The sequence below is a fragment of the Georgenia satyanarayanai genome, from assembly GCF_023715365.1.
Classification (GTDB): domain Bacteria; phylum Actinomycetota; class Actinomycetes; order Actinomycetales; family Actinomycetaceae; genus Oceanitalea; species Oceanitalea satyanarayanai_B.
Genome location: NZ_JAMBNZ010000009.1, coordinates 1 through 16,228 on the forward strand (window position 1 = coordinate 1; position 16,228 = coordinate 16,228).

A 16,228-nucleotide genomic window follows, 5' to 3' on the forward strand; every position below is an offset into this window, starting at 1 on the left:
AGCGAGGGGGAAACGCCCGGTCCCATTCCGAACCCGGAAGCTAAGCCCCTCAGCGCCGATGGTACTGCGTGGGAGACTACGTGGGAGAGTAGGACACCGCCGAACACCCATTCCCGTAAGGGCCGCACCTCAGGTGCGGCCCTTACGTGTTTCACCACCCAACACTCACCCACGCACCACCATCAACGCCGCCTCCAGGCGCTCCATCATCCACACAAGCTCCTCCTCGGTCACCACGAGGGGAGGAGCCAACCGGATCGTCGCGCCGTGCGTGTCCTTGGCGAGGACCCCGTGGTGCTGCAGCTCCTCGCACAGCCTCCTCCCGCTGGCCACGCGCGGATCGAGGTCGATGCCGGCCCACAGCCCGCGGACCCGGTGGCGCACGATCCCAAGGGCGTGGAGCCGGGCCAGGCCCTCCTCGAGGACGGGCTCGAGGCGGCGGACGTGCTCCTGCAGGTCCCCCGGCTCGAGGAGCTCGACGACGGCTTCCCCGACGGCGCAGGCGAGCGGGTTGCCCCCGAAGGTGGAACCGTGCTCCCCGACACCGAGGACGCCGAGGATGGCGTGGTCGGCGACGACGGCGGAGACGGGAAGGACCCCGCCCCCGAGTGCCTTCCCCAGGATGTAGACGTCGGGCACGACCCCCTCGGACTCGCACGCGAAGGTGTGGCCCGTGCGCCCCAGCCCGCTCTGCACCTCGTCGGCGAGAAGGAGCAGGCCGTGACGGTTGCAGATCTCCCGCACCGCGGCGAGGTACCCGTGCGGCGGCAGGAGGACACCGGCCTCGCCCTGGATGGGTTCGAGGAGGACCGCTGTCGTGGTCGGTGTGACGGCGGCCTCCAGCGCTGCAGCGTCACCGAAGGGGACGGGGTCGAAGCCGCCGTCGTACGGTCCGAAACCCGCACGCGCGGCCGGGTCACTCGAGAAGCCGACGATCGTCGTCGTCCGGCCGTGGAAGTTCCCCTCGGCGACGATGATCCGCGCTCGCCCGTCCGGCATCCCGCGCCTCGTGTACGCCCACTTCCGGGCCACCTTGATGGCGGTCTCCACCGCCTCGGCCCCGGTGTTCATCGGCAGCACCCGCTCCTTGCCGCACAGCCGTGCCAGGCGGGTGGCGAAGCCGGCCAGACGGTCGTTGTGGAAGGCGCGGCTGGTGAGGGTGAGGCGGTGCAGCTGCTCCTCGGCCGCCGCGAGCAGGGCCGGGTGGGAGTGTCCGAAGTTGAGGGCGGAGTACCCGGCGAGAGCGTCGAGGTACTCGCGGCCCTCGACGTCCCGTACCCACACGCCGCGTCCCTCGCTCAGCACGACCGGCAGCGGCGCGTAGGTCTGGGCGATCACGGACGTCTCGGCTGCGATGGTGTCCGCGGTGCTCATCCACGCCTCCTCGCCTCGGTGCGATCCATCACGATGGTAAGCAGGAGAGCCGTGAGAAGTCCGCGTTTCAAGACCAGTTCCAACGAGGCAGCCATGTGACACGCCGGTAACGTGGGACCGCGTAGCATGACGCCAGCCGTCTCTCACCCAGCAGAAGGACAACGGACAATGAACTCTTCTCCTCTGGCCCGGCGCTCCGCGCTCGCTGCGACGGCAGCCGCGGCGCTCCTGCTCGTGTCCGCCTGCGGCGGCGACGAGGGCGAGAGCGGTGAGAGTGCCGGCCTCGGGCTGGTCGACGAAGGCACGCTCACCGCCTGCTCCAACGTCCCCTACCCGCCCTTCGAGCTCGAGGACGCGGAGGCGCCCAGCGGGTACAGCGGGTTCGACATCGATCTCCTCCAGGCCATTGCCGACGACCTCGAGCTCGACCTCGCCGTCGAGAACGTCAGCTTCGAGGCGCTCCAGTCCGGGACCACCTTCGTCTCCGGGCAGTGCGACGTCGGCGCCTCCGCAATCACCATCACGGAGGAGCGCCAGGAGAACCTCACCTTCTCCGAGCCCTACTACGACTCCCTCCAGTCGCTGCTCGTGGCGCCGGACTCCGGCATCGAGTCCATCGCCGACCTCGCGGACAAGAACGTCGGCGTCCAGGCCGGCACGACGGGCCTGTCCTACGCCGAGGAGAACGCCGAGGGCGCCACGCTCGTGGAGTACCCGGGGAACGCCGAGCTGTGGTCGGCCATCCAGGCGGGCCAGATCGACGCGATCCTCCAAGACCTGCCGGTCAACATCGAGAACGCCGAGGCAGACCCGAGCTACGTCATCGTCGAGGAGTACTCGACCGACGAGCAGTACGGCTACGCCATGGCCAAGGACGCCTCCACCGAGCTCGTCGACGCAATCAACTCCTCGCTCCAGGGCCTGCGTGACGACGGCACCTACCAGGAGATCTACGACTCCTACTTCGCCGTCGAGCGCCGCTAGCCCATGCGCCTCACCACACGCCGGCGGCTGACCCGGACAGGGATGTACGTCCTGTTCTTCGCCGCCCTCGCGGCCATCGCGCTGCTGGCCGACTGGGAGCGGATCTCCAACCAGTTCTTCCGCCTCGACATCGCCCGGGACCAGTTCCCCGAGATCGTCACGATCGCCCTGAAGAACACCCTCCTCTTCACGCTGATCTCCTTCGCCGGCGGCCTGGTGCTCGGGATCGTCTTCGCCCTCATGAAGCTGTCCAGCGTCGGCCCCTACCGGTGGTTCGCCACCGCCTGGATCGAGCTGTTCCGCGGGCTGCCGGCGCTCTTGACGATCTTCGTGATGGCGTACGTCGTGCCGATCGCCTTCGGCTTCCGGATCCCCGGCGGCAACGTCGGGGCCGGGCTCGTCGGGCTCATCTTCGTCGCCTCCGCCTACATGGCCGAGGTGATCCGATCCGGTATCCAGGCCGTGCCCAAGGGGCAGAGCGAGGCGGCTCGATCGCTCGGCATGTCGCCGGCTGAGACGATGGTGAGAATCATCCTGCCGCAGGGCTTCCGCATCATCATCCCGCCGCTGACCAACGAGTTCGTGCTCCTTCTCAAGGACACCTCGCTGCTGTTCATCGCGGGCTCCACGGTCCTCACCAAGGAGCTCACGACCTTCGCGCGGGACGGCCAGACGACGACGGGCAACGGCACCCCGCTCGTCATGGGCGCCCTGCTCTACCTGGTGATTACGATCCCGCTGACCCGGCTCGTGGCAGTGCTCGAACGACGGATGGCGAGGGGACGATGACGGGCACCACCCCCGCGATCGAGATCACGGGGCTGCGTAAGAGCTTCGGCGACAACGAGGTGCTCAAGGGCATCGACCTGGCGGTGCACAACGGCGAGGTCGTCTGCGTCATCGGCCCATCCGGCTCGGGGAAGTCCACCCTGCTGCGCACGGTGAACAGGCTCGAGGAACCGAGCGGCGGCTCGCTGCGTATCGAGGGCGAGGACATCCTCGACCCGGACTGCGACATCGACGCCGTGCGCACCCGCATCGGGATGGTGTTCCAGCAGTTCAACCTCTTCCCGCACCTCGACGTCATGGGCAACCTCACCATCGCTCAACGCCGCGTCCTCAAGCGCGGCAAGCAGGAGGCCACCGAGGTGGCCCGCGCGATGCTCGAGCGCGTCGGCCTCGCCGACCGCGGGGACGCCTACCCGGCGCAGCTCTCCGGTGGCCAGCAGCAGCGCGTGGCCATCGCCCGAGCCCTGTCGATGAACCCCGACATGATGCTTTTCGACGAGCCGACCTCCGCGCTCGACCCCGAGCTCGTCGGTGAGGTCCTCGACGTGATGAAGCTCCTCGCCGCCGAAGGAATGACGATGATGGTCGTCACCCACGAGATGGGCTTCGCGCGCGAGGTGGGGGACCGGCTCGTCTTCATGGACGACGGCCTCATCGTCGAGGAGGGCATCCCCGCAGAAGTCCTGGCCTCACCACAGCACGCCCGCACCCAGGCGTTCCTGTCGAAGGTGCTCTAGTTGCTCCGACCCCCGCCGCTGGCGCACCTCCTTATCACCCGCTTTTTGCAAGGTTGACGAGAGGAACACGATGCAGGTTCGACGACGAGTCTGGTGCGGTGCCGCGGTCTCCGCCGTGCTGCTGGGGGCGGTGACCGTACCCGCGGTGGGCGCCGGCCCGGTGACCGCGGTGGTCACGCCCCCGACGGCGAGTGCCGCGGCCGAGGACGACGGCGTGCCCTACCCGCGGCAGGAGCCGCTCACCGAGCCGCCGGTCAACGAGGAGGACCAGTCCTACTGGCGCGGGGCCATCCCCTTCCACGAGATCGCGCCGCTCCTCAACGGCCTCACGGAGACCAGCGAGTACGTCTCCACCGAGGTCGTCGGCCAGTCCACCGAGGAACGCGACCTGTACCTCGTGACGATCACGGCCCCGGAGACCGCGGCGGAGAGTGCCCAGCAGGACGCGTGGCGCGACCGGATCAAGCACGACGCCGATGCCGCCCAGGACGACGCCGCGCTCATGGCCGGCTACAAGACACCGATCTGGTTCAACAACAACATCCACGGCAACGAGTGGGACGGCACCGACGCCACACTCGCCTACATCACCGAGCTCGTCGGGGCGCTCGAGGCTGGTGACGAGGAGGCCCTGGCCCTCGCCGAGGGGTACCGCCTGTACTTCACGGTGACGAACAATCCCGACGGACGCGTGGCCGGCACGCGGGCGACCGCGCTCAACCTCGACGCGAACCGCGACTTCATCACGAACACGACGCCGGAGACCCGCGCCGTCCGCGACCTCACCGGGGACCTGCAGCCGGTCTTCTTCATCGACCTGCACGGGTACACCGGCACCCTGCAGGTGGAACCCACCGGCCCACCGCAGGGCGAGAACTACGAGCACGACCTTCTCATGCCCTACTCCTACGCCGCCGCGCTGCGGATCGAGCAGGACGTCGTCGCCGCGGACATCGAAGGGAACCCGCTGACCGAGGACGGCGGGATCATCATCCCGTTCCGTGACATCCCGTCCGGGTGGGACGGCTGGCCGCCGATCTTCACCCCGCAGTATGTCCAGTTCCAGGGCTCCATCGCCTACACCGTCGAGCTCGGCCCCGGCCGGAGCCGTGCGGCGACGGTGGAGGAGCAGCTGGTGGAGAACGCCCAGCGCCTGGTGACCAACCGCGAGGTCGGCCGCCAGGTCATCGAGTCGACGGTCGCCTACGTCGACGAGAACCGCGACGCCATCCTCGGCAACCAGATGGAGATCTTCCGGCGCGGGCAGGAAGGTGAGCCGCTGCGAGAGATCCCGGCGAACCCCGACCCGGACGACTACGCCGGTCCGGACGAGTGGACCGAGGAGTGGGACGAGCCCGACGTCACCGGCACCGACTTCCCGCGCGCCTACCTCATCCCCGCCGGGACGACCGATGCCGCAACTCTCGTCGACCATCTCCTCGCCCACGGTGTCGAGGTCGGCACCGCCGATGCCGCCTTCGGGGCCGCCGGCGAGGAGTACCCGTCAGGCACCTTCGTCGTCGACATGCACCAGCCACTGCGTGGCCTGGCCAACGTCCTGCTCTCCGACGGCTCCGACATCTCCGACCGCGTGCCCAGCATGTATGACATCTCCGCGTGGAGCCTGGGCCGTCTGTGGGGAGCCGAGGTCGACCGCGTCGGTGACACGACCGACCCGGCCCTGCCTGTCACGGCGACGCCGCTGGTCGTCGCGCCCCCGACCGGCTCGTTTCCGGCCGATGCCGGGTACGTGAGCCTCGCGCTCGACGGCGTCGCGGCGGTGCAGGCGGTCAACCTCCTGCTCGCGGCAGGGGTGGCCGTCGCCGACGTCGGTGACGGCACCGTCGTCGTCGGCCCAGACGGGCTGGAGGAGGCGGAGGTGGTGAGCGAGCTGCTCGGGGTCGCCTTCACCGCCAGCGACGGGAGCGAGCTCGCCGGCGACGACGTCCGCGGCTTGTCCGCGCTGCGCGTCGGCTACACCTCGTCCGCGGCCTACGGCGGTGAGGACGAGCTGGTCCTCACCGGCCTCGGCTTCGTCGACCCGGTTCGTGTGACGCCGGCCGGGCTCGCCGACGGGACCGTCGACCTCGACGAGATCGACGTGCTGTGGCTGGGGGCGCCGCTTCGGCTGGGCACGGACGACGCTGCCGCGCGGGCAGCGCTCGAGCTGGACGAGTACTTCGAGTCGGGCCGGGGCGTCGTCGCCTCCGCGCAAGCCGGTACGTGGGCAGCCGACACCTTTGGGCTCTTCGAGGCGACGGCGGTGAGCGGTCCCGGCCGCGCCAACGGCGTTGTGCTCGTCGACACGGCCGACGGCGTCATCGGCGCCCAGGCCGAGGGCGCCGCGTTCACCTACGGGCCGGCGTACTTCACCGACCTCGGGGAGGAGGTGACGGTCGAACAGACCTTCACCGCCGAGCCGCTGCTCAGCGGTCACTGGCTGCCGAACGAGGACGGGACCGGCGGGCCGGAGCAGGCTGCCGGCCAGCCCTCGGTCATCTCCGCGGTGACCGACGACGGCTCTCGGGCCCTCGTCTTCGGCACCGACCCGCTCTTCCGCACCCACCCGCGCGGGATGTTCGACGACGTCGCGGCCGCGCTGTACTGGGCAGGTCCCGAGGGCGCACTCGTCGAGCCGCCCGTCGAGGAGCCGACGGAGGAGCCGACGACTCCCGAGCCGACCGAGGAGCCGACCACCTCCGAGCCGACCGAGGAGCCGACGACGGCCCCGACCTCCGAGGAGCCGACGGTCGTCCCGACGGCGGGCCCGACGAACGGTCCGGGAAGCGGGCGTCTGCCCAGCACCGGTGCCGACGTCTGGGCCCTTGGTGTCCTCACGGTGCTGCTCGCCGGCGGTGGCGGGGTGCTCGTCGCCCGCCGTCGCGGGACGGACTGACACCGGCGTGACCCTGTGGGGCGGCACCTGCGACCGGGGTGCCGCCCCGCTGTCATGTCTTGCCGCTCGAACGTGCGCCGAGAGTGTCGGTTCGGAGTCTTAGACTCGGGACATGACCACCGAAGCCACTGACATCAAGCCGCGCAGCCGTCAGGTGACCGACGGCATCGAGGCGACGGCATCGCGAGGCATGCTCCGCGCCGTCGGCATGGGCGACGACGACTTCGCCAAGCCCCAGATCGGCATCGCGAGCTCGTGGAACGAGATCACACCCTGCAACCTCTCCCTGGACCGTCTGGCCCAGGGAGCGAAGGAGGGCGTGCACGCCGGCGGTGGCTACCCGCTCCAGTTCGGCACCATCTCGGTGTCCGACGGTATCTCGATGGGCCATGAGGGCATGCACTACTCGCTCGTCTCGCGCGACATCATCGCCGACTCGGTCGAGACCGTCATGCAGGCCGAGCGCCTCGACGGCTCGGTGCTCCTCGCCGGCTGCGACAAGTCGCTGCCGGGCATGCTCATGGCCGCGGCCCGCCTCGACCTCGCCGCCGTCTTCCTCTACGCCGGCACGATCATGCCGGGCTGGGTCAAGCTCGAGGACGGCACCGAGAAGGACGTCACCCTCATCGACGCCTTCGAGGCCGTCGGCGCGTGCTCGCGTGGACTCATGAGCAAGGGCGACCTCGACCGCATCGAGCGCGCGATCTGCCCCGGCGAGGGCGCGTGCGGTGGCATGTACACCGCCAACACCATGGCCTCCGTGGCCGAGGCCATGGGCATGTCCCTGCCCGGCTCCGCCGCCCCGCCGTCGGCCGACCGTCGCCGGGACATGTTCGCCCACCGCAGCGGTGAGGCGGTCGTGGAGATGCTGCGCCAGGGCATCACCGCGCGCGACATCATCACGAAGAAGTCGCTGGAGAACGCGATCGCCGTCGTCATGGCCTTCGGCGGCTCGACGAACGCCGTGCTGCACCTCCTCGCGATCGCCAACGAGGCCGAGGTCGACCTCTCGCTCGACGACTTCAGCCGCATCGCCGAGCGCGTCCCGCACCTGGGCGACCTCAAGCCCTTCGGCCGCTACGTCATGAACGACATCGACCGCATCGGCGGCGTGCCCGTCGTCATGAAGGCCCTGCTCGACGCCGGTCTGCTCCACGGCGACTGTCTCACCGTTACCGGCAAGACCGTCGCGGAGAACCTCGCGGGCATCAACCCGCCGGACCCGGACGGCAAGATCCTGCGGGCGCTGGACAACCCGATCCACGCGACCGGCGGCATCACCATCCTCGGTGGCTCCCTCGCCCCGGAGGGCGCGGTCGTGAAGTCCGCGGGCTTCGACTCTGACGTCTTCGAGGGCACCGCCCGCGTTTTCGAGCGCGAGCGGGCCGCGATGGACGCCCTCGAGGACGGCACCATCCAGGCCGGCGACGTCGTCGTCATCCGCTACGAGGGCCCCAAGGGCGGCCCGGGCATGCGCGAGATGCTCGCCATCACCGGCGCGATCAAGGGCGCGGGGCTCGGCAAGGACGTCCTCCTGCTCACCGACGGCCGCTTCTCCGGTGGCACGACCGGCCTGTGCGTCGGGCACGTCGCCCCCGAGGCGGTCGACGCCGGACCCATCGCCTTCGTCCGTGACGGTGACAAGATCCGCCTCGACGTGGCCGGCAAGACCCTCGACCTCCTGGTCGACGGGGAGGAGCTGGCACGGCGCCGCGAGGGCTGGGCGCCGCTCGCCCCGCAGTTCACCAAGGGCGTGCTGGGCAAGTACACCAAGCTCGTGCAGTCGGCGAGCACGGGCGCCATCCTCGCCTGAGCCACCCCGCATCGCGCCGAGAGCCGGATTCCTCCACGGAGGATCCGGCTCTCGGCGTAAGAGGGGGCGAGGCTAGGGGACGAGGAGGACCTTGCCGGTCGTCTGCCGGCCCTCGAGGGCGGCGTGTGCGGCGGCCGCCTCGGCGAGCGGGAACTCCTGCCCGATGCGGACGTCCAGCCCGTCGGCGACGGCGTGGAAGAGGTCAGTGGCCCGCCACAGCAGCTCGGCGCGGTCGGCGGTGTAGTGCGCGAGCGTCGGACGGGTGACGAAGAGCGACCCCGCGCCGTTGAGGCGCTGGAGGTCGAAGGGCGGCACCTGCCCGCTGGACCCGCCGAACAGGACGAGCATCCCCCGCGGGCGCAGACTGCCCAGGGAGGCGTCGAAGGTCGCCCTGCCCACGCCGTCGTAGACGACGTCGACGCCCCGGCCGTCGGTGAGCTCGCGAACGTGCTGCGGCAGCTCGGCCGTGAGGTCGTCGAGCTCGGTGTAGCGGATGACGTGCTGGGCCCCCGCCTGGCGGGAGAGGTGCTCCTTCTCCACGCTGCCGACAGTCGAGATCACCCGGCCGCCGCGCCGCACGACGAGCTGGGTGAGCAGCAGACCGACGCCACCGGCACCGGCGTGGACGAGCGCGACGTCGCCGGGTGACACCGGGAAGGTCGAGGCGCTGAGGTAGTGGGCGGTCATCCCTTGGAGGGGGAGTGCGGCGGCGGTGTGGAGGTCGATCCCGGCCGGGACGGGGATCGCCTCGTGCGCCGGGACGTTCACCCGCTCCGCGTAGCTCCCAGGTGCGGCGGCCCACGCGACGTGGTCCCCGACCGCGAGCTCGGTGACGTCGTTGCCCACCTCGACGACGGTGCCCGCTCCCTCGGTACCGACGACGTGGGGGAACTCCACCGGGTACACCCCGCCGCGGCGGTAGGTGTCGATGAAGTTCACCCCGGCGGCCGCCACCTCGACGCGGACCTCGCCCGGACCTGGGGGCTCATCGGGCAGGTCGATGACGGTGAGGACCTCCGGGCCCCCGGCCTCGGTGGCGTGGACGGCGCGCATGGGTCATGTATACCGGGTCTGCTCAGCGCGTGGGCGGCTAGGTTCGCAGCCGCGGGATCCGATGTCCGGCCTGGGTGTGCTCGACCGCACCTTCCGCGGGACGGGCAGCGGGCCGTCATCGAGTACGGCAACCGGTGGAGCGGTCGCCCCCGGAGTGCACGTTGTCCCTTGTCACCCTCCCGGAGCGTTTCGAGCCGTCGACGTCAAGGGCTGCTGTTCAGACTGCGGGACGGGAATCCATTATGTGAGACCGGTTGGGTGACCTTGGGGTGCGGGGTTACAGTTCTGGCATGCAGCAGGACGTCGTACTTCACAGGCGCGCAGCCGCCGACCGCTGAGCCGGTCCCGCTGCGCGCATCCCTTCGCACCCGCCTCGGGTCGAGGGGTTTTTTGTTTGCCGCTCTGCCGCACCACCACCGAGGTACCAGGAGGGTCATCATGGCCAAGGGACCAGTCCCCGCGCCGCCGCGCACCACGCCGCAGCCGTCGGTGCCGAGCGTCGTCGCGGCGTCGTCCGCGCCCGTCGGGCAGATCCGCGAGGAGGTCAACGGAGCCACGAGCATCGTCCGCTCCCTCGAGGAGGTCGGTACGGAGGTCATCTTCGGCATCCCCGGTGGCGCGATCCTGCCCACCTACGACCCGCTCTTCGACTCGAAGCGGCTGCGCCACATCCTCGTGCGCCACGAGCAGGGGGCGGGGCACGCCGCCACCGGCTACGCCGTCGCCACCGGGAAGGTCGGCGTCTGCATGGCGACGTCCGGCCCCGGCGCGACGAACCTCATCACCGCGCTGGCCGACGCCAACATGGACTCGGTGCCGATCGTCGCCATCACCGGCCAGGTGGGGGCCTCCGCGATCGGCACCGACGCCTTCCAGGAGGCGGACATCGTCGGGGCCACGATGCCGCTGACCAAGCACTCCTTCCTCGTCACCGACCCGGACGAGATCCCCGCCCGCATCGCCGAGGCGTTCCACATCGCCTCGACCGGCCGCCCGGGCCCGGTGCTCGTCGACATCGCCAAGAGCGCCCAGCAGGCACCCACCACCTTCGCGTGGCCGCAGGAGCTCGACCTGCCCGGCTACCGGCCCTCGGTCAAGCCCCACTCCCGCCAGGTGCGGGAGGCCGCGCGTCTGCTGGCCACCTCCCGGCGGGCGGTGCTCTACGTCGGTGGCGGCGTCATCCACGCCCAGGCCTCGGCGGCGCTGCGCCGGCTCGCCGACCTGTCCGGCGCCCCCGTCGTGACGACGCTGATGGCTCGCGGCGCGCTGCCCGACTCCCACCCGCAGCACCTGGGCATGCCCGGGATGCACGGCTCGGTGGCGGCGGTCTCCGCGCTCCAGCAGGCCGACCTCCTCGTCACCCTGGGGGCCCGGTTCGACGATCGGGTCACCGGTCAGCTCTCCTCCTTCGCGCCCAAGGCGACGATCATCCACGCCGACATCGATCCGGCGGAGATCTCCAAGAACCGGCACGCGGACGTCCCGATCGTCGGCGACCTCGCCGACACCATCCCCGACCTCGTCACCGAGCTCGCCGCCGCCCACGAGCAGTTCGGCAAGCCGGACATCGAGGCCTGGTGGCAGCGCCTGGACGAGCTGCGTGAGACCTACCCGCTGGGCTGGACGCCGACCGCCGACGGCCTCGTCGCCCCTCAGCACGTCATCAGCCGGATCGGGGAGATCTCCGGACCCGAGTCGATCTACGCCTCGGGTGTGGGGCAGCACCAGATGTGGGCCGCGCAGTTCATCCGCTACGAGAACCCGCGCACCTGGCTCAACTCCGGAGGTCTGGGCACCATGGGCTACGCCGTGCCCGCCGCCATGGGGGCGAAGGTCGGCATGCCGGACAGCACGGTGTGGGCGATCGATGGCGACGGATGCTTCCAGATGACCAACCAGGAGCTGGCCACCTGCGCCCTCGAGGGCATCCCGATCAAGGTGGCGGTCATCAACAACTCCTCGCTGGGCATGGTGCGCCAGTGGCAGACCCTCTTCTACGACGGCCGCTACTCCAACACCGACCTCAACACCGGCCACGAGACGGCGCGCATCCCCGACTTCGTCAAGCTCGCCGAGGCCTACGGCTGCGTGGGCCTGCGAGCCGAGACCGTCGGCGAGGTCGACGCGACGATCAAGAAGGCGATGGAGATTGACGACCGGCCCGTCGTCGTCGACTTCGTCGTCAGTCGCGACGCCATGGTGTGGCCGATGGTCGCTGCCGGCGTGAGCAACGACGACATCCAGTACGCGCGGGGAATCACCCCCTCGTGGGACCGCGACGAGTGAAGCGAGGAAAGCGATGAGTACCCGTCACACCCTCTCGGTGCTGGTGGAGAACAAGCCTGGCGTGCTCACCCGCGTCTCCGCGCTGTTCGCCCGCCGCGCCTTCAACATCCACTCCCTCGCCGTCGGCCCGACCGAGCACCCGGAGATCTCCCGGATCACGGTCGTCGTCGATGCCGCGGAGCTGCCCCTCGAGCAGGTGACCAAGCAGCTGAACAAGCTCATCAACGTCATCAAGATCGTCGAGCTCGAGGCGGAGTCGTCCGTCCAGCGCGAGCTCCTGCTCGTCAAGGTCCGGGCCGACGACGCCTCGCGCACCGCCGTCCTCCAGGTCGTCGAACTGTTCCGGGCCCACGTCGTCGACGTCGCCCCGGACGCCGTCACCGTCGAGGCGACCGGCTCGCACTCCAAGCTCCAGGCGCTGCTCACCGCGCTCGAGGCGCACGGCGTCCGCGAGATCGTCCAGTCCGGCACCGTGGCCATCGGCCGCGGCTCCCGCTCGATGACCGACCGCGCCCTCGAGCGGGTCCGCACCGCCTGACCCCCACACTGACCAACGAAGCACCGGCCTTCACGGGCCACCACATCACACACCAGGGAGAACACTGTGGCTGAGCTGTACTACGACGACGACGCCGACCTGTCCGTCATCGCCGGGAAGAAGGTCGCCGTCATCGGCTACGGCAGCCAGGGGCACGCCCACGCGCTGAACCTTCGCGACTCCGGCGTTGACGTCACCGTCGGCCTGCGTGAGGGCAGCTCGTCGGCCGCCAAGGCCAAGGACCAGGGCCTGAAGGTCGCGAGCATCGCCGACGCCGTCTCCGGCGCCGACGTCGTCGTCATCCTCGCGCCGGACCAGGCGCAGCGCACCCTCTTCGCGCAGGACATCGAGCCGAACCTCAAGGCTGACGCGACGCTGCTCTTCGCCCACGGCTTCAACATCCGCTTCGGCTACATCAAGCCGGCCGCGGGCCACGACGTCGTCATGGTCGCCCCCAAGGGCCCGGGCCACCTCGTGCGCCGCGAGTACGAGTCCGGCCGCGGCGTGCCCGTCATCGTCGCCGTCGAGCAGGACGCGAGCGGCACAGCGTGGGACACCGCGCTGTCCTACGCCAAGGCCGTCGGTGGACTGCGCGCCGGGGGCATCAAGACGACCTTCACCGAGGAGACCGAGACCGACCTCTTCGGGGAGCAGGCCGTCCTGTGCGGTGGCACCTCCCAGCTCGTCCAGTACGGCTTCGAGGTGCTCACCGAGGCCGGCTACCAGCCCGAGGTCGCCTACTTCGAGGTGCTCCACGAGCTCAAGCTCATCGTCGACCTCATGTGGGAGGGCGGAATCGCCAAGCAGCGGTGGAGCATCTCCGACACCGCCGAGTACGGCGACTACGTCTCCGGTCCCCGGGTCATCTCTCCGGAGGTCAAGGAGAACATGAAGGGCGTGCTCGCCGACATCCAGTCCGGGGCCTTTGCGGACCGCTTCATCACCGACCAGGACGCCGGTGCGCCGGAGTTCAAGGACCTGCGCGCCAAGGGCGAGCAGCACCCGATCGAGACGACCGGCCGCGAGCTGCGCAAGCTCTTCAGCTGGGTGGAGGCCACGGACTCCGACTACACCGAGGGCAGCGCCGCACGCTGAGCTCGCACCTGAGGCGCCGGCCGGGAGAGATCCCGGCCGGCGCCTCGTGCGTGGACGACCGGTCAGTCGCCGTACTTCACCAGCGCGCCCTCACCGAAGGCGCCGGTGACGGCGTACACCGTGTGGCCGGCGACGGCGACGTCCGCGGGCGAGTCCGCCTCGAAGAGCGTGGTCGCCTCGTTGTGGCCGTGGGGGATGGCTGAGACCCTTCCGCCGAACATCTCTGCGACGATGACGGTGCCGTCCGGCGTCACGTCCAGACCCGTCGCGCCGTGCAGGTCACCGGCGACCTCGAAGGTGTGCTCGGCGTCCGGGCTGATCCAGTACACGCTGCTCAACGGCAGGACCTCCCCGGCGCCCCCGCCCAGCGTGCTGACGTACAGCCCGCCGAGCCAGCCCACCTGGACGTCTGTCGGGACCGACTCGGCGATGAACCGCTTGCCGACGATGCAGTTCGGGATGTCGAGCCCGAGCTGCTCCTCCCAGGCGGCCTCGAGCCCGGCGGTGAACGTGATCGTCTTGCCGGGCAGGACATCCACCGTCGAGATGTCTCCCGTGCTCTCGTCGACCTTGAGGACCGCGTTGGCGGCCGCGTCGGCGACGTAGATGGTGCCGTCGTGCACCTCGAGCTGGTAGCCGTGCGACTCGACGATGCCGTGGTAGTTGACGAGCGGGAAGCCCGCCGTCTCCTGGAACGCGGTGAGCTGGTCGAGGCAGGTGCCGCGCGCGTTGGTCACGCCGTACCGCTGGGACCGGTCCGGGTTGTTGGCGATCTCGTGGGCCCACAGGTCATCGCTGACGACGGTGCGCTCACTGTCCTTCGTCCTGACGATGTAGGTGGTGGGCGCCTCGCCGCTGAAGTCGCTCTCGATGTGGTACGTGGCGCCGTCGCTGTAGGTGACGCCGACGAGCTCGGCGGTCTCCGGGCTGCCCGCGAGGGAGTGGAGGTTGGTCACCGCGCCGTCCCCGTCGACCTTGGACAGCGTGTTGGCGAAGGTCTGGGTGACGTAGATGTCGCCGCCGTCGCCGGCGGCGACCGTGAGCGGGCCGATGAGGCCGCCCGTGACCACCTCCGGCTCGGGGGCGTGGTCGTCGGCCCGAGCCGGGACCGTGAGGAGGGAGGCGGCCAGGGCGAGGATGCCCGCTCCGGCTGTCAGGGTGGATCTCTTGCGCATGGCTTCTCCAGGCGTGAGGGAGGACGACCGTCCCTGGCTGGGACGACCGGTACCCGAGAGCGCGGAGACGGGCTTCTCGGGCCCGCCTCGCCCTCCCGTCTTCGCCGGGACAGCGCGAGGCTATGCCCGCGTATCGAGCGGTGGACAGGGTGACGAGGGAGGATTTCCGCGAAGCACCCTCCTTCACCCTTCGGCGCTCAGCGCAGGATCGGCACCTGGAACGGGTAGCGGTAGACCTCGCCGCGGTTGGCGGCGATCGCGCCCTTGATCGACAGCACGAGCTGGGCGATGGAGGCGACGGCCCACAGGATGACCGCGACCGGCAGGAGGAAGATCGTGGCGGCGCAGATCCAGCCGGCGGCGTTGGCGACCCACACGGTGACGTTGAAGTTGAAGGCGCTCGCGGCCGCGTTCCGCACCAGGGGTCCGCGGTCGCGCCAGACGAACCACACGATGAGCGGCGCGAGGAAGCTGAGGAGACCGGCGCTGAGGACGATGCCGATGAACGGGGACAGGTGCGCGACGACGGCGATCGTGCGGTCGTCGTTCGAGGCGTCGGGCCGCTGCCCGTACGGCGGGTAGCCGTAGGGCTGCTGCCCGGGGTGCGGGTAGCCGCCCTGCGGGCCACCGTAGGGCTGCTCGGCGTAGGGCTGTCCCTGGGACGAGTACCCGGCACCCTGCCACGGCTGTCCACCCGAGGGCGGCGGCTCGCTCTGGTCGCGGAAGTCGTCCGGAGGCGTGGTGGACATGGTGCTCCTTCGTCGGCACGGTGTGCTCGGGCCCAGCGTACGGGCGCGCCGGCGCCGCTGTCCTCACTGCCTGGCACACTCGCCCCATGACGTGGAGCGAGGACACCGACGGCAGCACCGAGCACGAGCCGGGGACGGCGGAGGCGCGGGACGCCGCCGTCGCCGCCTACTGGGCGACGGCTCGCAAGAGGGCCGGCCTCACCCGGCTCGACGTCGTCGTCGGGCAGCAGGCGATCGGATCGGTGCAGCCGCCCGCGTGGTCCTTCGGCTCCGATCCTCGCGAGGCCGACTCCCTGCTCGGCCTGGTGCTCAGCGGCCGGAAGACCGGGACCTCGAGCGCGGCCCAGCCCTACGCCGTACGCGGCGAGTCGGTGCCGCGGCCGGGTGACCTCTCGATCATCCTCGACGGTTCGGGCCGCCCGCGCGCGCTCATCGTCACGACGGCGATCGAGGTCGTCCCGTACTCCGTGGTCGACGCCGCGCACGCCACGGCCGAGGGGGAGGGGGACCTGTCGCTCGAGCACTGGCGGGCCGTCCACGCGCCCTTCTTCGCCGCGGAGCTCGCGGAGGTGGGACTGAGCTTCGACGACGACAGCGAGGTCGTCCTCGAGCGCTTCCGGCTCCTCGACCCGAAACGACACACACAGGGAGCGAACGAGCGGGAGCCGGTCCTCACCTGAGGCAACCGCCCTCGCGCCGGGAACGCCGCAGGGTGCCCGGCCGGTGGCCGGGCACCCTG

13 protein-coding genes and 1 rRNA gene are annotated in these 16,228 nt (G+C 70.5%); 10 read left to right on the forward strand and 4 right to left on the reverse strand.

Annotated features, from left to right (window positions below; genetic code table 11):
* A 5S ribosomal RNA gene (rrf, locus tag M3148_RS11750) occupies nt 1-105 on the forward strand; the annotation flags it as partial.
* Nucleotides 106-165: 60 nt separating this feature from the next.
* Here the strand turns inward: rrf and rocD are convergent.
* A complete protein-coding gene (gene rocD / locus M3148_RS11755; protein ID WP_251304896.1) occupies nt 166-1,374 on the reverse strand; it encodes an ornithine--oxo-acid transaminase in 1,209 nt (402 codons plus the stop codon).
* Nucleotides 1,375-1,542: 168 nt separating this feature from the next.
* Here rocD and M3148_RS11760 point away from each other — a divergent pair, with 168 nt between their 5' ends.
* The 5 genes from M3148_RS11760 to ilvD all read left to right on the forward strand — a co-directional run bounded on the left by M3148_RS11760 (nt 1,543) and on the right by ilvD (nt 8,593).
* The gene (locus M3148_RS11760; RefSeq protein WP_251304897.1) at nt 1,543-2,358 is read left to right on the forward strand and encodes an ABC transporter substrate-binding protein; all 816 of its coding nucleotides are present in this window, start codon (nt 1,543-1,545) and stop codon (nt 2,356-2,358) included.
* Nucleotides 2,359-2,361: 3 nt separating this feature from the next.
* The gene (locus M3148_RS11765) at nt 2,362-3,147 is read left to right on the forward strand and encodes an amino acid ABC transporter permease (protein WP_251304898.1); all 786 of its coding nucleotides are present in this window, start codon (nt 2,362-2,364) and stop codon (nt 3,145-3,147) included.
* Nucleotides 3,144-3,884 (forward strand): amino acid ABC transporter ATP-binding protein, encoded by a 741-nt coding sequence (locus tag M3148_RS11770; RefSeq protein ID WP_251304899.1) that lies wholly within the window; start codon nt 3,144-3,146, stop codon nt 3,882-3,884. Before M3148_RS11765 ends, M3148_RS11770 begins: the two co-directional genes overlap by 4 nt.
* A gap of 70 nt (nt 3,885-3,954) precedes the next feature.
* Entirely contained in the window at nt 3,955-6,780 is a 2,826-nt protein-coding gene (locus M3148_RS11775; RefSeq protein ID WP_251304900.1) for a M14 family zinc carboxypeptidase, read from the forward strand.
* 112 nt (nt 6,781-6,892) lie between these two features.
* Entirely contained in the window at nt 6,893-8,593 is a 1,701-nt protein-coding gene (ilvD, locus tag M3148_RS11780; RefSeq protein ID WP_251304901.1) for a dihydroxy-acid dehydratase, read from the forward strand.
* 72 nt (nt 8,594-8,665) lie between these two features.
* On the opposite strand, the gene M3148_RS11785 is transcribed toward ilvD, so the two are convergent.
* Nucleotides 8,666-9,646, reverse strand: a complete 981-nt coding sequence (locus tag M3148_RS11785) for a quinone oxidoreductase family protein (protein ID WP_251304902.1) — start codon at nt 9,644-9,646, stop codon at nt 8,666-8,668.
* 438 nt (nt 9,647-10,084) lie between these two features.
* Between M3148_RS11785 and M3148_RS11790 the strand changes: the two genes are divergently transcribed.
* The 3 genes from M3148_RS11790 (at nt 10,085) to ilvC (ending at nt 13,565) form a co-directional block, all read left to right on the forward strand.
* Nucleotides 10,085-11,932 (forward strand): acetolactate synthase large subunit, encoded by a 1,848-nt coding sequence (locus M3148_RS11790; RefSeq protein ID WP_251304903.1) that lies wholly within the window; start codon nt 10,085-10,087, stop codon nt 11,930-11,932.
* Between the two features lie 13 nt (nt 11,933-11,945).
* Nucleotides 11,946-12,470: an acetolactate synthase small subunit gene (ilvN, locus tag M3148_RS11795; RefSeq protein ID WP_251304904.1), complete on the forward strand. Its 525-nt coding sequence runs from the start codon at nt 11,946-11,948 to the stop codon at nt 12,468-12,470.
* Nucleotides 12,471-12,536: 66 nt separating this feature from the next.
* Nucleotides 12,537-13,565, forward strand: a complete 1,029-nt coding sequence (gene ilvC / locus M3148_RS11800) for a ketol-acid reductoisomerase (RefSeq protein WP_251304905.1) — start codon at nt 12,537-12,539, stop codon at nt 13,563-13,565.
* A gap of 62 nt (nt 13,566-13,627) precedes the next feature.
* On the opposite strand, the gene M3148_RS11805 is transcribed toward ilvC, so the two are convergent.
* Nucleotides 13,628-14,740, reverse strand: a complete 1,113-nt coding sequence (locus M3148_RS11805) for a ScyD/ScyE family protein (RefSeq protein ID WP_251304906.1) — start codon at nt 14,738-14,740, stop codon at nt 13,628-13,630.
* Between the two features lie 197 nt (nt 14,741-14,937).
* Nucleotides 14,938-15,489: a DUF4870 domain-containing protein gene (locus M3148_RS11810; RefSeq protein ID WP_251304907.1), complete on the reverse strand. Its 552-nt coding sequence runs from the start codon at nt 15,487-15,489 to the stop codon at nt 14,938-14,940.
* An 86-nt stretch (nt 15,490-15,575) separates the two neighbouring features.
* Between M3148_RS11810 and M3148_RS11815 the strand changes: the two genes are divergently transcribed.
* Nucleotides 15,576-16,169 (forward strand): ASCH domain-containing protein, encoded by a 594-nt coding sequence (locus M3148_RS11815; protein WP_251304908.1) that lies wholly within the window; start codon nt 15,576-15,578, stop codon nt 16,167-16,169.
* Nucleotides 16,170-16,228: the final 59 nt, after the last annotated feature.

Bases quoted from the DNA above. Each gene is read 5' to 3' on its own strand.
- M3148_RS11765 (WP_251304898.1), top strand. From the start codon at position 2,362: ATGCGCCTCACCACACGCCGGCGGCTGACCCGGACAGGGATGTACGTC.
- M3148_RS11775 (WP_251304900.1), top strand. From the start codon at position 3,955: ATGCAGGTTCGACGACGAGTCTGGTGCGGTGCCGCGGTCTCCGCCGTG.
- M3148_RS11770 (WP_251304899.1), top strand. From the start codon at position 3,144: ATGACGGGCACCACCCCCGCGATCGAGATCACGGGGCTGCGTAAGAGC.
- M3148_RS11805 (WP_251304906.1), bottom strand. From the start codon at position 14,740: ATGCGCAAGAGATCCACCCTGACAGCCGGAGCGGGCATCCTCGCCCTG.
- rocD (WP_251304896.1), bottom strand. From the start codon at position 1,374: ATGAGCACCGCGGACACCATCGCAGCCGAGACGTCCGTGATCGCCCAG.
- ilvD (WP_251304901.1), top strand. From the start codon at position 6,893: ATGACCACCGAAGCCACTGACATCAAGCCGCGCAGCCGTCAGGTGACC.
- M3148_RS11790 (WP_251304903.1), top strand. From the start codon at position 10,085: ATGGCCAAGGGACCAGTCCCCGCGCCGCCGCGCACCACGCCGCAGCCG.
- M3148_RS11810 (WP_251304907.1), bottom strand. From the start codon at position 15,489: ATGTCCACCACGCCTCCGGACGACTTCCGCGACCAGAGCGAGCCGCCG.
- ilvN (WP_251304904.1), top strand. From the start codon at position 11,946: ATGAGTACCCGTCACACCCTCTCGGTGCTGGTGGAGAACAAGCCTGGC.
- M3148_RS11760 (WP_251304897.1), top strand. From the start codon at position 1,543: ATGAACTCTTCTCCTCTGGCCCGGCGCTCCGCGCTCGCTGCGACGGCA.
- M3148_RS11785 (WP_251304902.1), bottom strand. From the start codon at position 9,646: ATGCGCGCCGTCCACGCCACCGAGGCCGGGGGCCCGGAGGTCCTCACC.
- M3148_RS11815 (WP_251304908.1), top strand. From the start codon at position 15,576: ATGACGTGGAGCGAGGACACCGACGGCAGCACCGAGCACGAGCCGGGG.